At 74.1% G+C, this 21,045-nt stretch carries 15 protein-coding genes; 10 read left to right on the top strand and 5 right to left on the bottom strand.

Annotated features, from left to right (window positions below; all coding sequences use genetic code 11):
- Positions 1–10 precede the first annotated feature (10 nt).
- Complete coding sequence (locus tag ACYVID_RS11735; protein ID WP_460737203.1) at positions 11–895, bottom strand: SDR family NAD(P)-dependent oxidoreductase; 885 nt, start codon at positions 893–895, stop codon at positions 11–13.
- On the bottom strand, positions 892–1,431 hold the full coding sequence (locus ACYVID_RS11730) for an OsmC family protein (RefSeq protein ID WP_460737201.1): 540 nt from the start codon (positions 1,429–1,431) through the stop codon (positions 892–894). Before ACYVID_RS11730 ends, ACYVID_RS11735 begins: the two co-directional genes overlap by 4 nt.
- A gap of 140 nt (positions 1,432–1,571) precedes the next feature.
- On the opposite strand from ACYVID_RS11730, the gene ACYVID_RS11725 reads away from it, so the two are divergent.
- Complete coding sequence (locus tag ACYVID_RS11725) at positions 1,572–1,856, top strand: HesB/IscA family protein (RefSeq protein WP_460737199.1); 285 nt, start codon at positions 1,572–1,574, stop codon at positions 1,854–1,856.
- A gap of 55 nt (positions 1,857–1,911) precedes the next feature.
- A complete protein-coding gene (locus ACYVID_RS11720; RefSeq protein WP_460737197.1) occupies positions 1,912–2,919 on the top strand; it encodes an NADP-dependent oxidoreductase in 1,008 nt (335 codons plus the stop codon).
- Positions 2,920–2,970: 51 nt separating this feature from the next.
- Here the strand turns inward: ACYVID_RS11720 and ACYVID_RS11715 are convergent, their stop codons facing one another.
- A complete protein-coding gene (locus ACYVID_RS11715; RefSeq protein WP_460737195.1) occupies positions 2,971–4,770 on the bottom strand; it encodes a SpoIVB peptidase S55 domain-containing protein in 1,800 nt (599 codons plus the stop codon).
- A 211-nt stretch (positions 4,771–4,981) separates the two neighbouring features.
- Here ACYVID_RS11715 and pepN point away from each other — a divergent pair, with 211 nt between their 5' ends.
- Positions 4,982–7,492, top strand: a complete 2,511-nt coding sequence (pepN, locus tag ACYVID_RS11710) for an aminopeptidase N (RefSeq protein ID WP_460737193.1) — start codon at positions 4,982–4,984, stop codon at positions 7,490–7,492.
- Positions 7,489–8,334 (top strand): formate dehydrogenase accessory sulfurtransferase FdhD, encoded by an 846-nt coding sequence (locus ACYVID_RS11705; protein WP_460737191.1) that lies wholly within the window; start codon positions 7,489–7,491, stop codon positions 8,332–8,334. The genes pepN and ACYVID_RS11705 overlap by 4 nt, the downstream gene beginning before the upstream one ends.
- A gap of 295 nt (positions 8,335–8,629) precedes the next feature.
- Here the strand turns inward: ACYVID_RS11705 and ACYVID_RS11700 are convergent, their stop codons facing one another.
- Positions 8,630–9,112, bottom strand: a complete 483-nt coding sequence (locus ACYVID_RS11700) for a DUF4383 domain-containing protein (RefSeq protein ID WP_460737189.1) — start codon at positions 9,110–9,112, stop codon at positions 8,630–8,632.
- Between the two features lie 205 nt (positions 9,113–9,317).
- On the opposite strand from ACYVID_RS11700, the gene ACYVID_RS11695 reads away from it, so the two are divergent.
- On the top strand, positions 9,318–11,675 hold the full coding sequence (locus ACYVID_RS11695) for an ATP-binding cassette domain-containing protein (protein WP_460737187.1): 2,358 nt from the start codon (positions 9,318–9,320) through the stop codon (positions 11,673–11,675).
- A 184-nt stretch (positions 11,676–11,859) separates the two neighbouring features.
- Here the strand turns inward: ACYVID_RS11695 and ACYVID_RS11690 are convergent, their stop codons facing one another.
- Positions 11,860–12,837 carry an NAD(P)/FAD-dependent oxidoreductase gene (locus ACYVID_RS11690; RefSeq protein WP_460737185.1) on the bottom strand — a complete coding sequence of 326 codons (978 nt, stop codon included), beginning with the start codon at positions 12,835–12,837 and terminating at the stop codon, positions 11,860–11,862.
- 72 nt (positions 12,838–12,909) lie between these two features.
- Between ACYVID_RS11690 and ACYVID_RS11685 the strand changes: the two genes are divergently transcribed.
- The 5 genes from ACYVID_RS11685 to ACYVID_RS11665 all read left to right on the top strand — a co-directional run bounded on the left by ACYVID_RS11685 (position 12,910) and on the right by ACYVID_RS11665 (position 20,992).
- On the top strand, positions 12,910–14,112 hold the full coding sequence (locus ACYVID_RS11685) for an exonuclease SbcCD subunit D (protein ID WP_460737183.1): 1,203 nt from the start codon (positions 12,910–12,912) through the stop codon (positions 14,110–14,112).
- On the top strand, positions 14,109–17,288 hold the full coding sequence (locus tag ACYVID_RS11680; RefSeq protein ID WP_460737181.1) for an AAA family ATPase: 3,180 nt from the start codon (positions 14,109–14,111) through the stop codon (positions 17,286–17,288). The genes ACYVID_RS11685 and ACYVID_RS11680 overlap by 4 nt, the downstream gene beginning before the upstream one ends.
- A 22-nt stretch (positions 17,289–17,310) precedes the next feature.
- Positions 17,311–18,852, top strand: a complete 1,542-nt coding sequence (locus ACYVID_RS11675) for a TldD/PmbA family protein (RefSeq protein WP_460737179.1) — start codon at positions 17,311–17,313, stop codon at positions 18,850–18,852.
- An 8-nt stretch (positions 18,853–18,860) separates the two neighbouring features.
- Positions 18,861–20,249 (top strand): metallopeptidase TldD-related protein, encoded by a 1,389-nt coding sequence (locus ACYVID_RS11670; RefSeq protein WP_460737177.1) that lies wholly within the window; start codon positions 18,861–18,863, stop codon positions 20,247–20,249.
- A 128-nt stretch (positions 20,250–20,377) separates the two neighbouring features.
- Positions 20,378–20,992, top strand: coding sequence for a hypothetical protein (locus ACYVID_RS11665; protein ID WP_460737175.1), 615 nt, complete (start codon positions 20,378–20,380; stop codon positions 20,990–20,992).
- Positions 20,993–21,045: the final 53 nt, after the last annotated feature.

The raw sequence follows: 21,045 nt of genomic DNA, 5'->3' as shown, positions 1-21,045 counted from the left end.
CCCGGGCGGGTCAGCGCGGGCCGAGGTCCACCCCGCTGAGCCGCACCGAGGCGTCCCAGCAGGCCCGGGCGAGGTCCGGGTCGGAGGCACGGGCGCTGCGCCCCACCAGGGTCGGCCAGCCGAAGAACTCCTTCAGGCCGTCGGGACCGACGTAGGAGTTCCCCGGCACGTCCATGGTGGCGGCGTACAGCGTGGGCAGCGCGCCGCGCCAGGCCGGCATGCCGACCAGGCCGTGGCCCCACGAGCCGATCCAGCTCAGCCAGCCGCGACCGCTGCTGGCGGTGATGGCGGTGGCGGTGGTGCCGGGGTGCGCGCCGGTGACGCGGAGCGAGGAGCCCTGCGCGGTGAGCCGGCGCTGCAGCTCGAGCAGGAACAGCATGTTGGCCAGCTTGGAGGCGGCGTACGCCGCGTAGGGCTGGTAACCGCGCCGGGACCAGTCCAGGTCGGTCACGTCGAGGTCGCCGTGGTGGTGGGAGTTGCTCGAGACGACCACGACCCGGTCGCCGATCCGCGGCAGCATCCGCAGCGCGAGCGCGTGGTGGCCGAGGTGGTTGGTCGCCAGGTGCAGCTCGACCCCGTCGACCGACGTGCCCTGCGGCACCCCGAGGATGCCGGCGTTGTTGACCAGCACGTCCACGTCGCCGATGCGGTCGGCGAAGGCCTCCACCGAGGACAGGTCGGAGACGTCGAGCCGCTCCACCACGGCCCGACCGGGGCCGGTCATGCCCGCCGCGGCCTCCGCACCCTTGTCGGGGTTGCGCACGGCCAGCACGACGTCGGCCCCGCGGTGGACCAGCACCCGTGCGGTGAGCAGGCCGATGCCGCTGGTGGCGCCGGTGACGACGAAGCGCCGCCCGTGCTGGGCCGGGACGGCGGTCCAGGGCGCGCCGGTCACGGCTGCGCGGGATCCTCTCCAGGGGCCGGGGCGGGGGCCGGGGCGGGCCGCGTCGCGACCGAGTCGTCGGACGGCTCGAGGAGATCACCGGACAGGTCGCCGGTGCGGTACTGCACCGGGTCGCCGAGCGTGACGGTGCGTCCGACGGTGCACAGCCGGTCCTGGATCTGCTGCACCGAGCGGGCCAGCGAGTCACGTGCCGCGTCACCGCCCTCCCCCTCGGGGAAGGTGACGTCGAAGGTGACGGTCAGGCCGGTGAGGTGGTTGCCGCCCTCGTCGCGGACCTTGTGGCCCGAGGCGTGCGCAGCGAAGGAGGCGAAGGGTGCGCGCTTGCCGGTCAGGAAGTCGAGGTCGATCGCCCCGCACCCGGCCAACGCCGCCAGCAGCAGCTCGACCGGGGTGAAGTCGGGGTCCTCCCCGGAGCCGATCGGCAGCACTCCCCCGCGACCGTTGGTCGCCTTGTAGCGCTTCTCGCCGATCCGGACCATGTCGATCTCGCGCAGGGTCTCGTCGCGCCCTGCCTGCTCCTCAGCCATGGGCACAGCGTGCCAGAGCGGGCCGCCGTCGACCGCCGAGGTCCCCGACCGGGTGAACGACACGGCGCCGACTTGATCGAGCCGCGCGCCCCCGGCACGGTGGAGATCCGACCGAACGCACGCGAGACGGAAGGCGAGCCATGCTCACCCTCACCCAGAACGCCACGCTCATCGTCAAGGAGATCGCCGACCAGCAGGGCGGCGCCGCGGGATCCGGTCTCCGGATCTCCGCCGAGCCCGGCCCGGAGGTGGGCCTCAACGTCACCACGGCCGAGACCGCCGAGCCCGGCGACCAGGTCCTCGAGCAGGACGGCGCGACCGTCTACCTCGACGAGAACGCCGCCAGCATGCTCGACGACAAGGTCCTCGACGCCGCCGTCGACGAGGGCGGCCGCGTCGAGTTCGCCCTGGGCGTCCAGGGCTGAGCCGGGACGCCTCCCACCCGGTCGGGGCGGCAGGACGCTGGCAGGATCGGCGGGCATGAGCACCGCGACCCGCGAGATCCACCTCGTCCGCCGCCCCGTCGGGCGTCCCACCACCGACGACTTCCGCACCGTGGAGGTCGAGCTCCCCGACCCAGGTCCCGGCCAGGTGCTGGTGCGCAACACCGTGCTGTCGGTGGACCCCTACATGCGCGGCCGGATGAACGACACCGAGTCCTACGTCGCGCCGTACGCGCTGGACGCCCCGCTCGAGGGCGGGGCCGTCGGCGAGGTCCTGGCCAGCGGCGTGGACCACCTCTCCCCCGGTGACGTCGTCACCCACATGGCCGGCTGGCGCGAGCACGCGCTGGTCGAGGCGACCGAGGCGCGGAAGGTCGACACCAGCCTCGCTCCCGCCTCGGCGTACCTCTCGGTCCTGGGCATGCCCGGGCTCACGGCGTACGTCGGGCTGACCCGCATCGGCAGGCTGCAGGAGGGCGAGGTCGTGCACGTCTCCGGCGCGGCCGGCGCCGTCGGCTCACTGGTGGGCCAGATGGCCCGGTTGCTCGGCGCCTCGCGCGTCGTCGGCTCGGCCGGCTCTCCCGAGAAGGTGCGCTGGCTGACCGAGGAGCTCGGCTTCGACGCCGCCTTCGACTACCGCGAGGGCTCGCTGGTGCGCCGGCTCGGCACCGCGCTCGACGGCCGCCGCATCGACGTCTACTTCGACAACGTCGGCGGCGACCAGCTCGAGGCCGCGATCGAGCACATGGCCGACTTCGGCCGGGTCGCGGCCTGCGGCGCCATCGCGACGTACGACGCCACCGAGATGCCTCCCGGACCCCGCAACCTCGTGCGGCTGGTGCAGCGCCGGTTGCGGCTGCAGGGCTTCATCGTCTCCGACCACCGCGAGGCGGCCGGGGAGTTCTACCGGACCGTCGGGGGCTGGCTCGCCGACGGCAGCCTGGTCGCCCGGGAGACGACCTTCGACGGCCTGGACCGCTGCGTCGAGGCGTTCCTGGCCCTGGGCACCGGCGGCAACACCGGCAAGATGCTCGTGCGGCTCTGACCCCCGTCCGCTGCCGGGGAGCCAGAGCCGCACGAGTGGCTGGTCAGGGCCTCAGCAGCCCCGGCACTCCGGACCGCCGCGCCCGCCGCGCCCGCCGCCGACGGACACGAAGTAGCCCTTGCGTCCGGTGACGACCGCGGTCTGCTCCTCGCTGGGGGCGACGACCTTGCCGCCGTTGCCCTTCATCCGCAGGTTGAAGACGACCTGGTCGTTGCTGGCGGCCTCGGCGTAGGCCTCCTGGATCTCGGCGACCGACTTCGCGCCGTAGACGTTGATCCAGTCCGAGGCGCCACCCATGACGTTGAGGAAGCCGCTCTGGGCCTTCTTGCCGATCCGGGTCGAGAACGGGACGTAGCTCAGCGTCTCGTCGGCGGCCTTGAGGACCGCGCGCACCCGCAGGAGCTCGCCGCGCTCGGCCTTGATGCCGTAGCGACGCCCGACCTTGGTCCACTCACCGCCGCGCAGCTGCTCGACGGCCACCAGCTTGATCGAGGAGTTGTCGTCGTCGACCGCGGCGTCGGTGGTGATGGAGTCGATCGACACGTCCGGCAGCCGCGAGATGTTGTAGACGGTGTCGGCGAGGTCCCAGGACGCCTCGAAGGTGATGTCGAAGTCGGAGATGTAGCGGTCGGCCCAGCTCAGGGTGAACGGCGCGCCGGTCTCGTCGGTGCCCTCGATCGTCCAGGACAGGTCCTCGCCGCCGGCGGTGATCCCGTCGATGACCCGGTCGTGGTTGACGATCTGCTGGCCGAAGGTGACGTCGGCGCTGAACGGCGTGAAGTAGATGTCGGAAGAGCCGGTGCGCGAGCGCTCGCCGTAGGTGACCGTCGAGGTGACCGTGGCGGCGTCGGGCAGCGTGCCGAAGACACCGCTGATGCCGGTGAGCCGGTCGTTGTCGATCATGCCGGTCGGCGGCGCGATGTTGGCGACCTTGAACGGCGCCCCGAGGGAGTCCGGCTGCACGTAGAGCGCGTCGGCCGGGTGCAGGCCGAGCGTCGTGGCACCCAGGAAGTTGAACGGGTGGCCGAAGCCGACGACCTCGCCGTCGCACACCGAGGTCACGGTGCCGACGCCGGCGTAGGAGACGTCGCCGTAGGAGATCGAGGCGGCCATGTTGCCGCCCGCGACCACGCTCTCCGGCGCCGCGGCCTGCGCGGTGTCGCGGCCGATCCGGCCGGCGGCGTACGTCGAGGGGGCGAGGTAGCCCTTGCCCTGGTCGGCGGCGAAGCGCTGGGCCTGGGCCAGGCGCGAGGCGGACATGCCCGCGACGCCCATCGGCACCGGCAGCTGGGAGAACCCCTGCGCGGCCTGCGAGCGGCTGACGTCGCTCTCGGCGGCGATCGTGCGGGCCTGACGGTCCGAGACCGCGACCTTCGCCGACGGGCGCTGGGTGGAGCGGCCGAGGTAGTCGTCCATCTCCGAGAACGGCGTGACGCCGGCGATCGGCGAGGGGCCCCAGCTCAGGCCGTAGGCCACGGCGCCGACCAGCTGGTCGCCGACGTAGACCGGCGAGCCGGACATGCCCTGCCAGATGCCGCCCGCGCGCTGGATGGCCTCGGAGTCCAGCTCGATCATGATCATGTCCAGCCCGGCGGCGATGCCGTCGTCGAGGACACCGATGACCTCGCCGGTGAACGCCTCGGGGGTGGTCCCCTCGTCGACGGTCAGGCCGGTGACGGCGTCACCGCGCTGCAGCAGGCTGGCGTCGTACGGCGCCGCGCAGTCGGCTGCCGGCTCCGCCGAGACGGCCGTGCCGGTCGTGCCGGCGACGGCGAGCGTGCCGAGCGCCAGCCCGGCCGCGGTGGTGGCAGCCAGGGCCCGAGCCCGACGTGCCTGGATCGAACGCGTCATCGCGCTGTGTCCTCCCTCGAGTGCGGACGCGGAGTGCGTCCGTCGTCATGGTGACGTCCCGGGCGGCCCGTTGGTTGCCCGACATGAGAGAAATGTCTGGACCTTTACGTGACCGTGTCCTGTTGCGGCCCACCGGCACCCGTCCCGCGGCCGCGTCGGCCCACCCGGGTGGGCCGGTCTGCGGTGGCCACCGCGGTCGTAGGGTCGCCCCGTGCCCACCAGCGAGGACAGCCCTGCCACCCCGACCCCGCCCGCCCGCGGCCTGCAGCGCAGCGAGGCCCAGCAGCGCGCGGCCCTGCTGCGGGTCGAGGAGTACGACGTCACCCTCGACCTCGCGAACAGCGAGGAGACCTTCGGGTCGCTGACCCGCATCACCCTCGACTCCCGGGCCGGCCAGACCTTCCTCGACCTCAAGCCCACCGCGGTGCGCTCGATCCACCTCGACGGCGCCCCGCTCGACGTCGACGCGCTGCACGCCGGCCGGCTGCCGCTGTCGCTGACCGAGGGCCGGCACGAGCTGGTCGTCGACGCGGTGATGCCCTTCCGCAACGACGGCGAGGGCCTGCACCGCTCGGTCGACCCCGCCGACGGCCGCCACTACGTCTACGGCATGTCCTTCATGGACGCCGCGCCGAGCATCTTCGCCTGCTTCGACCAGCCCGACCTCAAGGCGCCCTACACCTTCCACGTGCGCGCGCCCGAGGACTGGGTCGTGGTCGGCAACGCTCCGGCCACCAACCCCGAGCCGGGCGTGTGGGAGCTGGAGCGGTCCCAGCCGCTGTCGACGTACTTCGTCACCCTGGTCGCCGGTCCCTACCACCTGGTGCGCGACGAGCACGACGGGATCGCGCTCGGGCTGTCGTCGCGGCAGAGCATCGCCGCCGACCTCGAGCGCGACGCCGACGAGCTGTTCACGATGACCAAGCAGTGCTTCGACGAGTTCCACCGGCTCTTCGACATCCGCTACCCCTTCGGCGACTACCACCAGGCCTTCGTGCCGGAGTTCAACGCCGGGGCCATGGAGAACCCCGGCTGCGTCACCTTCCGCGACCCGCTGGTGTTCACCAGCAAGGTCACCCGCGCGGTGCGGATCCAGCGCGCCACGACGGTGGCCCACGAGATGGCCCACCAGTGGTTCGGCAACATCACGACGCCGCTGTGGTGGGACGACCTCTGGCTCAACGAGTCCTTCGCCGAGTACATGGGCGTGCGGGTCACCGCCGACGTGACCGAGTACGACGACGCGTGGGTGCAGAACTCCTTCGCCCGCCGCCAGTGGGGGCTGGTCGCCGACCAGCGCCCGAGCACCCACCCCGTCGCCGGCAACGGCGAGGAGGACGCGCTGGCGGCACTGCAGAACTTCGACGGCATCTCCTACGCCAAGGGCTCCAGCATCCTCAAGCAGCTCGCCGCCCGGCTCGGCGACGACGTCTTCCTGGCCGGGGTGCGCGACCACCTGACCCGGCACCGCTTCGGCAACGCCACGATGCACGACCTCTTCGACTCCTGGACCCGAGCCGGCGCCGGCGGCTTCGAGCGGTTCTCCCGCGACTGGCTGGTCACCGCGGGCCCGGACCGCATCCGCCTGGACCGCGTCGCCGGCGAGCTGGTCCGCACTCCCCCGGCCGAGCACCCCGCCGACCGCTCGCACGCGCTGCGGCTGGCGGCCGCCCCCGCGGGCGGCGACTGGTCCGCGACCCCGGTGGAGGTCACCGGCGAGCGGACCCCCGTCGACGTCCCGACCGGCCAGGCCGTGCTGATCGACCCCTGGGAGGACACCTGGGCGGTCTGCGAGCCCGACGAGCTGACCCTGGCGCTGCTCCCGGGGCTGGTCGCCACCACCACCGACCCGATGGTGCGCGCCGGGGCGTGGAACTCCGTGCGCAGCGGCTTCCACCACGCCGAGGTCGCCCCCGACGCGGTGATCGACCTCGCCGAGGCCTGGCTGCCGGTCGAGACCCAGGACTCCGGCCTCACCTACACCGTGCCGTGGCTGCTGCGCTCGGCCGTGCCGCTGGCCGGCGACCCGGCCGAGGCGGCCGCCCGACTGCACCGGGTGGCCCTGTCGGCGGCCCGGGCGCACGAGCCCGGCTCGACCCTCCAGCTGGGCACCGTGCAGGCCGCGGTCGCCACCGCTGCCGACCCGGCGCTGCTGCGCGGATGGCTCCTGGGCCGCGACCTGCCCGACGGCCTGGAGCCCGACCTCGAGCTGCGCTGGCGGATCTGGGTGCGGTTGGCCGTCCTCGGCGAGACCGACCGCGAGGAGCTGGACGCCGCCCTGGCCGCCGAGCCGACCGCGGTCTCCCGGGTCGAGCACACCCGCGCGGTCGCCTCGATGCCGACGGTCGAGGCCAAGGAGTTCGCCCTCGAGCGCTTCACCGGCGCGGTCTCGGTGCCCAACTACGAGCTCGAGGCCGCCGGCACCGGCATGTGGCGCGAGAGCCAGCGCGCACTCCTGGAGCCGTACGTCGAGCGGTACGCCCACGGGCTGGCGGCCGCGGCCGCCGCGCACTCGGGGTGGGTGCAGGCCGACGTCGCCGAGGACTTCTTCCCCTCCTGCATGGTCGGGGACGAGGCGATGGCGCTGCTGGCCCCGCTGCGCACCGACGAGCGACTGCCCGCACCCGTGCGCCGTCGCCTGGTCGACGCCGTCGACGACCTGGAGCGGCGCAACGCGGTGGCCGCGCGCTACCCGAGCCTCGCCGCCGGGGGGCGCGCGTGACCCGTCGCCCCGGCCCGACCGTCCGCACGCGGGTGGTCGAGCACCTCCTCGACGACAGCGGGGACGAGGTCACCCGCCGCCACGAGGACCGGCTCGTCGGCGAGGAGCCGCTGGAGCTGCGGCTCACCTGGCCCGGCGCCGCGCCCCGGCGCGCCTGGGTCACCATGCGCACGCCCGGGCACGACTTCGAGCTGGCCGCAGGCTGGGTGCGCCACGAGGGCCTGGTCGACGACACCCCCGGTGCGGTCGCGGGCGTCGCCTACTGCACCGACGCCGACCTCACCGAGGAGCAGGCCTACAACACGGTCACGGTGACGCTGGCCGCTCCCCCGCTGCGCGACCTCGCGCACCGGCACGAGGCCTCCTCGGCCGGGTCGTCGGCGTGCGGGGTCTGCGGCGCCGACAGCCTCGCCGACGCGCTCTCGGTCGCTGCGCCCGGCGGCTGGACCGGACCGCTCCCGGCGCCCGAGGTGGTGCGGTCGCTGCCGGACCGGCTGCGGGCCGCCCAGGCGGTCTTCGACCGCACCGGCGGCTCCCACGCCGCCGCCCTCTGCACCGCCGACGGCCAGGTGCTCGTGGTGCGCGAGGACGTCGGGCGGCACAACGCCGTCGACAAGGTGGCCGGAGCCCGGGTCCTCGCCGGGCTCTCCCCCGCCGAGGCCTGCCTCGTGGTCTCCGGCCGCGCCGGCTTCGAGCTGGTGCAGAAGGCCGTCGCGGCCGGCACCGGCTCGCTCGTCGCCGTCGGCGCACCGACCTCGCTGTCCGTGCGGCTCGCCGCCGAGCACGGGCTGGCACTGTGGGCCTTCACCCGGCCAGACCGGGTGGTGCGGTACGCCGGCTGACCCACCCCCGCGGGACCAGCCGGCGCACCACGACCCTCAGCGGCGGGCGAACCTGCCCAGCAACCCGCGGACCCCGCGACCGACCGCCGCGTCCGTGGCACTCCCGCCCGCGGGACGGCGCGTGCGACCGACCGGGGCCGCCCCCCGGCGACCTCCGACGAACCTGGAGACGATGCTCTGCAACACGGTTGACTCCCTCCTCCGGGCGGCATCGGCGCCGGCCCGGTCCTGTGACCGTGCCCGGGCCGCGTGGCGCCCATCCCACCCGTGCGGATGAGTGGCCGGACGGGACCGATCAGGTCCAACCGCCCTCGCCGGTCACGTTCCCGCGTGCCAGGCGCTGACCCAGCAGTCCGAGCCCGACCATGCCGAGGCCCAGCCCCAGGTGGAGCCAGTTGTCGGCGTCGTTGAGCGGGACGACGTTGGCGTCGCCGTGCGGGTCGACGGCCAGCCCGTAGACCCACAGGCCGAGGTAGGCCACGCCGCCGACCACGAGGTAGGCGACGGCCGCACCCGGGCGCCGCGCCGTCGCCAGACCTGCCACGCCGAGCACCAGGTGGAGCACGTTGTGCAGCACCGAGACCTGGAAGACCCCGAGCAGCTTCGCCTCGCTCTCGTGACCAGCGAGCTGCAGCGAGTCGTAGTCGGTGGTGAGTCCCGGGACGAACCCGGCGATGCCCACCAGGACGAAGGTCGCGCCCGTCACGAGGGCGACGGTCCGCACGAAGCGGCCCCGTTCCTGGATGGTCGGGTCGGTGCGTGCGTGGTGCGTGGTCATGGGTCCTCCTCGATCGACGGGACTGACCCCGCTCCGGTGCCCGGTCCCGCCGGGACGAGCGCCCACGGAGGGGTGAGTCGGCTCGCTCGGCCTCGCGCCGATGAGTCCGGGGCGCGGCGTGGGTCGGTGCCGTCGTACGCCACCGGCGCCGGTCGGTGGTCCGTGCCACGATCAGCCCGCACCGCCCGCAGCCCGAGGAGCCGCCGTGACCACGCACCCCGCCGACAGCCACGACCTGATCCGGGTCGTCGGCGCCAGGGAGAACAACCTCAAGGACGTCAGCATCGAGATCCCCAAGCGCCGCCTGACGGTCTTCACCGGGGTCTCGGGGTCCGGCAAGAGCTCGCTGGTCTTCGGGACGGTCGCCGCCGAGAGCCAGCGGCTGATCAACGAGACCTACAGCAGCTTCGTGCAGGGGTTCATGCCGAGCCTGGCGCGCCCCGACGTCGACGTGCTTGAGGGGCTGACCACGGCGATCATCGTCGACCAGGAGCGGATGGGGGCCAATCCGCGCTCCACGGTCGGCACCGCGACCGACGCGCACGCGATGCTCCGGATCCTCTTCAGCCGCCTCGGCGACCCCTACGTCGGTCCGCCCACGGCGTACTCCTTCAACGTGCCGACCCGCCGCGCCGGCGGCGTGATGACCACCGAGAAGGGCGGGAGGGTCGAGAAGAAGGTGGTCAAGCAGGAGGTCTACCTCGGCGGCATGTGCCCGCGCTGCGAGGGCACCGGCTCGGTGAAGGACATCGACCTCACCGCCTTGTACGACGCCGACAAGTCGTTGGCCGACGGCGCGCTGACGGTGCCGGGCTACTCGATGGACGGGTGGTACGGCCGGCTCTTCGCCGGCATGGGGCTGCCGATGGACAAGCCCATCAAGAGCTTCACGAAGAAGCAGCTCGACACGATGCTGTGGGCCGAGCCGACCAAGATCAACGTCGACGGGGTCAACCTCACCTTCGACGGGATCATCCCGAAGATCCAGAAGTCGATGCTCTCCAAGGACCCCGAGGCGATGCAGCCGCACGTGCGGCGCTTCGTCGACCGGGCCGTGACCTTCCAGACCTGCCCGGAGTGCGAGGGCACGCGGTTGACCGAGGCGGCGCGCTCCTCGCGCATCCGGGGTCGGTCGATCGCGGACCTGTGCGCGATGCAGATCAGCGACCTCGCCGCCTGGATCCGGGAGCTGGACGAGCCGTCGGTCGGCCCGCTGCTCGCCGTGCTCGGGGAGACGCTGGACTCCTTCGTCGCCATCGGCCTTGGCTACCTCTCGCTCGACCGTCCCAGCGGGACGCTGTCGGGCGGCGAGGCCCAGCGGACCAAGATGATCCGGCACCTGGGGTCCTCGCTCACCGACGTCACCTACGTCTTCGACGAGCCGACGATCGGGCTGCACCCGCACGACATCGAGCAGATGAACCAGCTGCTGCTCCAGCTGCGCGACAAGGGCAACACCGTGCTGGTCGTCGAGCACAAGCCCGAGACGATCGCGATCGCCGACCACGTCGTCGACCTCGGGCCGCGCGCCGGCTCGGAGGGCGGAGAGGTGGTCTACGAGGGCGACGTCGCCGGCCTGCGCAGCAGCGGCACCCTGACCGGCACGCACCTCGACGACCGGGCCCGGCTGAAGGAGACGGTGCGGTCGCGCACCGGGGTGGTCGAGGTCCGCGGTGCCTCCACCCACAACCTGCAGGACGTCGACGTGGACGTGCCCCTGGGCGTGCTGTGCGTCGTGACGGGCGTCGCGGGGTCGGGCAAGAGCTCGCTGGTGCACGGATCGCTGGCCGGGCGCGAGGGCGTGGTCGTGGTCGACCAGGGCGCGATCAAGGGCTCGCGGCGCAGCAACCCGGCGACGTACACCGGGCTGCTCGAGCCGATCCGCAAGGCCTTCGCCAAGGCCAACGGCGTCAAGCCGGGGCTCTTCAGCGCCAACTCCGAGGGCGCCTGCTCCACCTGCAACGGCGCCGGGGTGATCCTCACCGAGCTCGGGGTGATGGCGACCGTGGAGTCGCCGTGCGAGGAGTGCGAGGGCCGCCGGTTCCGCGCCGAGGTGCTCGAGCACACCCTCGGCGGCAAGGACATCGCCGAGGTGCACGAGATGTCCGTCACCGAGGCGCGCGAGCACTTCTCCGAGGGCGAGGCCCGCCTGCCCGCCGCGCTCACGATCCTCGACCGGCTCGCCGACGTCGGCCTGGGCTACGTCACCCTCGGCCAGCCTCTCTCGACCCTGTCCGGTGGCGAGCGGCAGCGGCTCAAGCTCGCGGTGCAGATGGCGGAGAAGGGCGAGGTCTACGTCCTCGACGAGCCCACCACCGGCCTGCACCTCGCCGACGTCGAGAACCTGCTCGCCCTGCTCGACCGGCTCGTCGACTCCGGGCTCTCGGTCGTCGTCATCGAGCACCACCAGGCCGTCATGGCGCACGCGGACTGGATCCTCGACCTCGGCCCCGGCGCCGGCCACGACGGCGGCCGGGTCGTCTTCGAGGGCACTCCGGCCGAGCTCGTCGCCGACGCCTCCACCCTCACCGGGCAGCACCTGGCGGCGTACGTCGGGGGGTGAAGGGGGGCTTGCGTCGGGACGGGCCGCCCCGTAGGACGCGACCTCTGCCGCCCTCGACGGACAGGACGACGTGAAGCACCACTGGGAGCGACGTCCTGGACGCTCAGGGAGATCGCCGCCGCGATCCGCGGGTCCTCGGCGGCGGTGACGAGCACGTGCCCGCCGCTGAAGGAGGTACTCACGCTCAGCCGAACCGGCGCACCAGCTCCTGCCCGAGCGCGGTGCCCGAGAGCCAGGCGCCCTCGACCCGCGGCTTCTCCGACCAGGAGTCCCCGCAGGCGCCCACGCCGGTGTCCGTGAGCAGGAAGGTCTCGGGGCGACCGTGCGCGGGCTTGGCGAAGGTCCAGCGGTGGACGGCACTGTGCACGGGGTCGCGGTCGGTGCCGGCGTACTCCCTCAGGACGGCGAGCATCGCTGGCCCACCGGCCGGCGGGTCGGCGAGGTGCGGGCGGGCGTGGGCGTCGGTGGAGTGGGCGACGAGCACGGGTCCGCCGTCGCAGCGGCGCCGCCCGTCGTCGGCGATCCACGACAGCACCGGGTCGTCGTTGACGAACAGCCCGTCGGGCAGCTCCTCCCAGCACCGCTCGTCGAACACTGCGGTCAGCGCCAGCACCGCCTCGTACGCCGTCGTCAGCCCCGCCACCGCGTCCGGGTGCGCCGGGGGGTCGACCAGTCGCGCCGCCTGCGGGTCCGGCATGGCGAGCACGACGGCCCGGACGGGGCGGTCCTCGAGGGTCGGCGTGCCGTCGCGCAGGGAGACCGCGCCCTCGCCGACCTCGTGGGCGTGGGTGATCGGCAGGTCCACGGCGAGGGCCTCGACCAGGGAGCGGATGCCGCCGGTGGTGCCCCACCGCACGGGGCCACTGGTGGTGGAGCGCTCGCCCGCGGCGGAGACGACCCCGAAGGTGTCGGTCCAGGGGCGCGCCAGGTCGGCCTGCTCCCACCGCCGCACGACCTCCTCGAACGCGGGGTCGGAGACGGTGAAGTAGGAGGCGCCGATGTCGGCGGGGCGGCCCTCGTGGCGGCGCGAGGCCATCCGGCCGCCGGGCCGGCGCCCGCGGTCGACCAGCTCGACCGGCACCCCGGCCTCGGTCAGGACCCGCGCGCACGCGACCCCCGAGATCCCGGCTCCGACCACCACCACCGGCTCGTCCACTCGCACCCGGACATCCTGCCCGGGGGGTGGTCGGCGTGGGTCCACCCCGATGTCGGTGGCCCCTCCTACGGTCGTCCCATGCGCCTGCTGCACACCTCCGACTGGCACCTGGGCCGGTCCTTCCACCGCGAGGGGATGCTGGCGCACCAGGCGGGCTTCGTCGACCACCTGCTCGAGGTCGTGGAGTCCGAGCAGGTCGACGTCGTGCTGGTCGCCGGCGACGTCTACGACCGTGCGCTGCCGCCGGTCGACGCGGTCGCGCTGGCCGACGAGACGCTCTCCCGACTGGCCGCCTCCCGGGCCCGCGTGGTGGTCACCAGCGGCAACCACGACTCCGCACGACGCCTCGGGTTCAGCTCCCGGCTGATCGACGCCGCCGGCGTCCACCTGCGCACCGACCCGGCCGGCGTCGGCACCCCGGTGCTGCTCGAGGACGAGCACGGCCCCGTGGCCTTCCACGGCCTGCCCTACCTCGACCCCGAGGCGGTCCGCGAGCCGTGGGGCCTGGCCGAGCGCTCCCACGAGGCGGCGCTGGGCGAGGCCATGCGGCGGGTCCGCGCCGACCTCGCGGGGCGCCCCGGCACCCGCTCGGTGGTGCTGGCGCACGCCTTCGTCGGCGGCACCGGCCGCCCCGACGAGCAGCGGGACATGGCCAGCGACTCCGAGCGCGACATCTCCGTCGGCGGGGTCTCCCTGGTCCCGCTGCCCACCTTCGACGGCATCGACTACGTCGCGCTGGGCCACCTGCACGGTCGCCACGTCCTGGCCGAGCACGTGCGCTACTCCGGCTCCCCCCTGGCCTACTCCTTCTCCGAAGCCGACCACCTCAAGGGCTCCTGGCTGGTCGACCTCGACGCCAGGGGCGGGGTGCACGTCGAGCTGGTCGAGGCCCCGGTGCCCCGCCGGCTGGCACGCCTGCGGGGCACCCTGGAGGAGCTGCTGGGCGACCCCCGGCACACCGAGCACGAGGACTCCTGGCTCCAGGTCACCCTCACCGACACCGAGCGCCCCGCGCAGGCCATGGAGCGCCTGCGTCGACGCTTCCCGCACACCCTGGTGCTGGGCTTCGAGGCGGCGCTCCCCGTGGTGGGCGGGCTGCCCGCCGCCCGCACGACCGGGCGCACCGACCTCGACGTGGTCACCGACTTCGTCACGACCCTCCGGGGCCGGGGTCCCTCCGAGGCCGAGACCGCCCTGCTCCGCGAAGCCGTCGACGCCTGCTGCGAGGACGACGACCTCGCCGCCGAGCTCCGCTCCGAGCGCCGGGTGGAGGCCGGGTGAGGCTGCACCAGCTGGAGGTCACCGCCTTCGGTCCCTTCGCCGGCACCGTCGAGGTCGACCTGGACCGGCTCTCCGAGGGCGGCCTGTTCCTGCTCACCGGCGCCACGGGCGCCGGCAAGACCAGCATCCTCGACGCCATCTGCTTCGCGCTGTACGGCGACGTGCCCGGTGACCGGGGCAAGGCCAAGAGCCTGCGCTCGGACCACGCGGCACCCGGCGTACGCCCTCGGGTCGAGCTGGAGCTGAGCGTCGGCGGCCGCCGGTTGCGGCTCGTCCGGTCGCCGTCGTGGGACCGGCCCAAGAAGAAGGGCACCGGCTGGACGACCGAGCAGGCCTCGGTCGTCGTCTCCGAGCGCGTCGGCACCCCCGACGGCCCCGAGTGGCGCACGCTTTCGACCCGGCTCGACGAGGCCGGGCAGCTCGTGGGCGACCTGCTGGGCATGACCCGCACCCAGTTCACCCAGGTGGCGATGCTGCCGCAGGGGCAGTTCCAGGCGTTCCTGCGCGCCCGCTCCGAGGAGCGGCACGCCCTTCTGCAGCAGCTCTTCCGCACCGGCCGCTTCGAGGACGTCGAGGCCTGGCTCAAGGAGCGGCGCCGCGCCCTGCGCCAGGAGTCCACCCAGGTCGAGGAGCAGCTGGCCGACCTCGCCAGCCGGGTCAGCGAGACCGCGGGCCTCCCCGCACCCGGGCCCGACGAGTGGGCCGCGCAGCTCCTGCCCTGGGCGAGCGACGCCCGCGCCGACGTCGCCGCCTCGCTCGCGAGCACGACCGAGCAGGTCGCCGCTGCGGCCCACGCCGAGGAGCAGGCCCGCGAGCAGCTCGCCGTCGCCCGGGCCGCCGAGGAGCGGCACCGCCGTCGCGCAGCCGCCGCCGCCGAGCACGCCCGGTTGCTCGAGCGCGCCGAGCAGCACGCCGACGACGTGGCGTCGCTGGACGCCGCCCGCCGCGCCGCACCGGTCGGGGTCGCGGCCGCTCGCCGCGACGAGGCACGGCACGAGGTCCAGCGGTGGGCGCGACGGGCCGCGACCCTGCACGAGGGGCCGCTCGCCCCGGTGCCGGCCCTCCGCTCGGCCTCGACGGGTGCCCTCGCCCGCCTCGAGGACTCCCTCGGCAGCGCGCTGGGGTCCGTGCGAGCCGCCCTCCCCCGGTTGACGCTCCTGCAGCGCACCGAGGCCCGGCTCCCCGCGCTGTCGGCCGCGTGCACCGCTGCCGAGGAGCGGCTCGCCGACTGCGAGGCCACCGGCGCCGGTCTCCCCGACCGCATCACCAGCGCCCGCGAGCGCCTCTCGACCCTGCGCGAGGCCGCGGCCACCCTGCCGGTCCACCAGGCCGCGCGCACGGCCCTGCTCGAGCGGCGCGACGCGGCGCTCGAGGTGCGCCGCGTCGAGCGCGACCTGGAGGTGGCCCGGCTGGCCCACCTGGAGGCCCGCGAGCGCGCCGCCACCTCGCACGAGCACCTCCTGGCCGTCCGCGAGGCCCGGATCGAGTCGATGGCCGCCGAGCTCGCCGGGTCGCTGGCCGTCGGGGCGTGCTGCCCGGTCTGCGGCTCGGCCGAGCACCCGGCCAAGGCCCAGGCCGCGCCGGGCGACCCCGACGCCGCCCGCGAGCGGGACGCGCAGCGGCGCCTCGACGACGACAAGTCCGCCGAGCACCTGCGGGCCATGGACGTCCGCGACCTCGAGACCCGACGCACGCTCCTGCTGGAGCGGGCCGACGGCGTGGACCCGGCCGACGCCACCGAGCAGCTGGCGGTCCTCGACGAGCTCGTCACCGAGGCCGGCCGCGCCCGCGACGCGGTCACCGCGGCCGCCGAGGCGCTCGACCGGCTCGAGCAGCAGCTGGCCGAGCACGGCCAGACCCTCGAGCACGCCCGGGCCGCCCTCTCCGAGGCCCGCGAGCAGCACCGCGCCGCCGAGGGCGAGGTCGCGCGGCTGGACTCCGAGCTCCGCGAGACCGCCCTCGCCGCCCTCCGGGCGCTCGCCGACGACGGCACCGAGGTCGTCGACCTCGTCGAGGAGGCACGGCCGACCGACCCACCTGATGCCGAGGAGCCCGACCTCCTCGACCTCCTGCTCGCCGCCGAGCCCTCGCCGGCCCGCTCGCAGGTCGCCGGTGCCCTCGACGTCGACCTCGACGCGGCGTACGCCGAGGGGCACCCGGACCTGCCTGCGCTCGAGACCGCGCTGGCCGAGCGGCAGCGCGCCGTGCGCGACCTGGTCGCCGTGCTGGTGGCGCGCGCCGCCGCGGACGAGGCTCTTGCCGGCGCCGAGGCCCAGCTCGTGGACGTGCTCGCTCGGGCCGGGTTCTCCGCCCTCGACGACGCGCTCGAGGCCGTCCTGCCCAACCCCGACCTGGCGCGCCTCGAGGAGGCGGTGCAGCACCACCGCACCCGGCTCGCGGCCGTGACCGAGGTCCTCGCCGACGACCAGCCGGAGCACACCGAGGATGCGACGGTCCCGGCCGACCTCGCCTCCCTGGAGCGCACCCATGCCGACGCGCTCACCGCCCTGAGCCGCACCCGCGCGGCCGCGACCGGCCTCACGGAGCGCACCGGGCGGCTCACCGCCCTGCTGGGCGAGCTCGAGCGCACGCTGGAGGCCTGGCAGCCGCTCCGCGAGCGGCTGGTGCTGGTCTCCCAGCTCGCCGCGTTCGTCGAGGGGCGCTCGTCCGACAACAGCCTGCAGATGCGGCTCTCGGCGTACGTCCTGGCCTGGCGGCTCTCCCAGGTGGTGGCCGCGGCCAACGAGCGGCTCGCGGGCATGACCGACCGCCGCTACGCCCTCGAGCACACCGGGCGCCGCGGCGCCGGTGAGACCCGCGGCGGCCTGAGCCTGCGCGTGCGCGACGACTGGTCCGGGGAGAGCCGCGACCCCGTCACGCTCTCCGGCGGCGAGACCTTCGTGGTCTCGCTGGCCCTCGCCCTCGGCCTGGCCGACGTGATCAGCCAGGAGGCCGGCGGCACCGAGCTCGACACGCTGTTCGTCGACGAGGGCTTCGGCTCGCTCGACGCCGACACGCTCGAGGACGTCATGGACACCCTCGACTCCCTGCGCGAGGGCGGCCGGGTGGTCGGCGTGGTCAGCCACGTCGCCGACATGCGGGACCGCATCCCGGTCCAGCTGCACGTGGCCAAGGGACGCTCCGGCTCGACGGTCGTCCTGCGCCACGGCGTGTAGTCGCGCGTGTAGGTTGCCGCCCATGAGCCGACCCGAGGTCGATCCCTCGTTCCTCGCGCTCCCGTTCCGCCACCTCGGCGAGGTATCCCTCGCCCGGGCCGTGGAGCTGGGCGTGACCCATGCCGACTTCCGCTTCGAGCGGGTGCGCTCCCAGCACCTGCGGGCCCGCGACGGGGTGCTGCAGTCCGCCAGCGACGTCGAGGACCTCGGGTTCGCCGTGCGCGTGGTGCACCGCGGTGCCTGGGGCTTCGCCTCCGGCGTGGTGCTGACCCCCGAGGAGGCGCGCCGGGTCGCCGAGGCCGCGGTCTCGGTCGCCGAGGTCGCCGCCGCGATGACGACCACGCCCGTGCGGATCGCCCCCGAGCCGACGTACGACGACGTCACCTGGGTCTCCTCCTACGCGGTCAACCCGTTCGACGTCCCGACCGCCGAGAAGGCCGCCGTCCTCACCGGCTGGACCGACCGGCTGCGCACCGGCGCGGCTGTCGACCACGCGACCGCCTTCGTCATGGCCGTGCAGGAGAACAAGTACTACGCCGACACCGCCGGCACCCGCACGACCCAGCAGCGGGTGCGGATGCAGCCCGGCTTCGAGGCGATGGGCACCGGCGCCGACACCTTCGACTCGATGGCCTCGATCGCCCCGCCGGTCGGCCGCGGGTGGGAGTACGTCGCGGGCAGTGCCGCCGACGGCGCCTGGGACTGGGACGCCGAGATCGAGGAGGTGCCCGAGCTGCTCGCCGAGAAGCTCAAGGCGCCCAGCGTCGAGGCCGGCACCTACGACCTGGTCATCCACCCCTCCAACCTGTGGCTGACCATCCACGAGTCCATCGGCCACGCCACGGAGCTGGACCGTGCCCTGGGCTACGAGGCCAACTACGCCGGCACGTCCTTCGCGACCTACGACAAGCTCGGCACCCTGCAGTACGGCTCGCCGGTGATGAACGTGACCGGCGACCGCACCGTGGAGCACGGCCTGGCCACGGTCGGCTACGACGACGAGGGCGTGCAGACCCAGGCGTGGGACATCGTCAAGGACGGCGTGCTCGTGGGCTACCAGCTCGACCGGCCGATGGGCGCGATGAAGCCCGAGCTGGCCGGCCCCGAGCACCCCGAGGGCCGCTCCAACGGCTGCGCCTACGCCGACTCCTCCGGCCACATCCCGATCCAGCGGATGGCCAACGTCTCGCTGCAGCCGGCCCCCGACGGGCCCGGCACCGAGGAGCTCATCGGCCGGGTCGAGCGCGGGCTGTACGTCGTCGGCGACAAGTCGTGGTCGATCGACATGCAGCGCTTCAACTTCCAGTTCACCGGGCAGCGCTTCTTCGCCATCCGCGACGGCGAGCTCGCCGGCCAGGTCCGCGACGTCGCCTACCAGGCGACCACGACCGACTTCTGGGGCTCGATGGAGGCCGTCGGCGGCCCGCAGACGTGGGAGCTGGGTGGTGCCTTCAACTGCGGCAAGGCCCAGCCGGGCCAGGTCGCGGCAGTCAGCCACGGCTGCCCCACCGCGCTCTTCCGTGGCGTGCGCATCCTCAACACGACCCAGGAGGGCAGCCAATGAGTCGGCCAGTGACCATCTCCCCCCAGAGCCTGGTCGAGCAGGGCCTGCACGCCACGACCGCCGACGACTGCATGGTCGTGGTCACCAACGGCACCGACGCCAACCTCCGCTGGGCCAACAACACCCTGACCACCAACGGCGTCATGCACGGCGTCGATGTCGCGGTCATCAGCTTCGTGCGCGGGCCCGAGGGCACCAGCGTCGGCACGGTCTCCGGCAGCGCGGCCACGCAGGCCCAGGTGACCGAGCTGGTCCGCGCCGCGGACGCCGCAGCCCGGGCCGGCTCCCCCGCCGAGGACGCGGCCGACCTGGTCCGCGACCGGGTCAGCCCCGACTGGGACGAACCCCCCGCCGCCACCGACATCCACGTCTTCGACACCTTCGCGCCCGCCCTGGGTGAGGCCTTCGGCCGCGCCGGTGCGGCTGGTCGGGTGCTCTACGGCTTCGTCGAGCACCGGGTCAGCACCACCTACCTCGGCTCGACCACGGGGCTGCGGCTGCGCCACGTCCAGCCGACCGGTCACTACGCCTGCACCGGCAAGGACGCCGCCCTCACCCAGTCCGCCTGGGTCGGCGGCGCGACCCGCGACTTCGCCGACGTCGACGCCCTGGCCCTCGAGGCCGAGCTCGAGCAGCGGCTCGGCTGGGGCGCGCGCCGCGTCGACCTGCCGGCTGGCCGCTACGACACGATCCTGCCGCCCACCTCGGTGGCCGACCTGATGATCGACGCCTACTGGTACGCCGGCGCCCGTGCCGCGCACGAGGGCCAGTCGGTCTACTCCCGCCGCGGCGGGGGCACCCGGATCGGCGAACGGATCGCCGCGCCGGGCGTGCGACTGCACTCCGACCCGGCGTACCCCGGCCTGGAGTCCGCGCCCTTCGCGGTGACCGGCTCCTCCGACGACGAGCGCTCGGTCTTCGACAACGGGCTCGAGCTGGGCCCCACCGACTGGATCCGCGACGGCGAGCTGACCTCGCTGATCCAGACCCGACAGACCGCCGCGATGACCGGCCAGCCGCTGACGCCGTACGTCGACAACCTGGTGCTCGAGGTCGAGGGCGGTTCCGGGGACGTGATGGACCTCGTGCGCGGCACCGAGCGCGGGCTGCTGGTGACCTGCCTGTGGTACATCCGCGAGGTCGACCCGCAGTCGCTGCTGCTGACCGGGCTGACCCGCGACGGGGTCTACCTGGTCGAGGGCGGCGAGATCACCGGGCTGGTCAACAACTTCCGGTGGAACGAGAGCCCGGTCGACCTGCTGCGGCGCTTCAGCCACGCGGGCGCGACCGTGCCGAGCTTCAGCCGCGAGTGGGGCGACGACTACTTCAACCGCACCGCCACCCCAGCGCTGCGGGTGCCGGACTTCAACATGTCCAGCGTCTCCCAGGCGCAGTAGCCGCACCCCACCCGCTGGTCCAGACCACCTCGGGACCGTGCAACCGGACCCCCGGGTGGGGCGTATCCCCCGTGACAGCACACCAGGCGCCGGCGATCCCGGCACCGCCAGCACGGGAGAGACCCACCATGTCCAGCAGCACCACCATCCGCCGCACGCGAGGCACCCTCGGCGCGATCCTCGGTCTGACCGCCACCGCGGTGACCGGGCTCGCCCTGGCCCTGCCCACCGGGGCGACGGCGACCGCCTCGGAGCCGGGCGACCCGACCCCGACTCCGACCGGTACGCCCACCAGCGAGCCCACCGAGCCGACCAGCGAGACCACCCAGGAGAAGGGCGTCCTCATCGAGTGCGCCGGCACCTGGAGGGACCAGCCGGTCACGGTGTCGGTCTACGAGAACCGCACCTACGGCAACGAGCTCCTCGTCGCCGTCGGGGCCGAGGACGCCGAGTCGTTCTGGATCACCAACCCGGAGGGCCGGATGGTCCGTCGCGGCGAGCTCCAGCAGGAGGGCCGGATGGACGGCAGGCGGGTCGTCCTCGCCGGTCAGGTCGTCCGCGACGGCGAGCCCGTCGAGGTCCACGAGGAGCGCGAGGACGCCGGTCAGCACATCGTCGTCGACGGCGTGCACACGCCGCTCGCGGCCGACCTCGTCCTCACCTGGAAGAAGCGCAACGCCGACCTCGACTGCGACAACGCGTTCCGCTACGACCTCACGGTCACCAAGACACCGATCGCCTGATCGGCCGGGCAGCAGCGGCAGTACGCAGGACGGGCCCGTCCCCGCGATCGTGG

The sequence above is a fragment of the Nocardioides ginkgobilobae genome (genome assembly GCF_054781275.1).
This window is presented reverse-complemented; position numbering and strand designations above follow the sequence as displayed.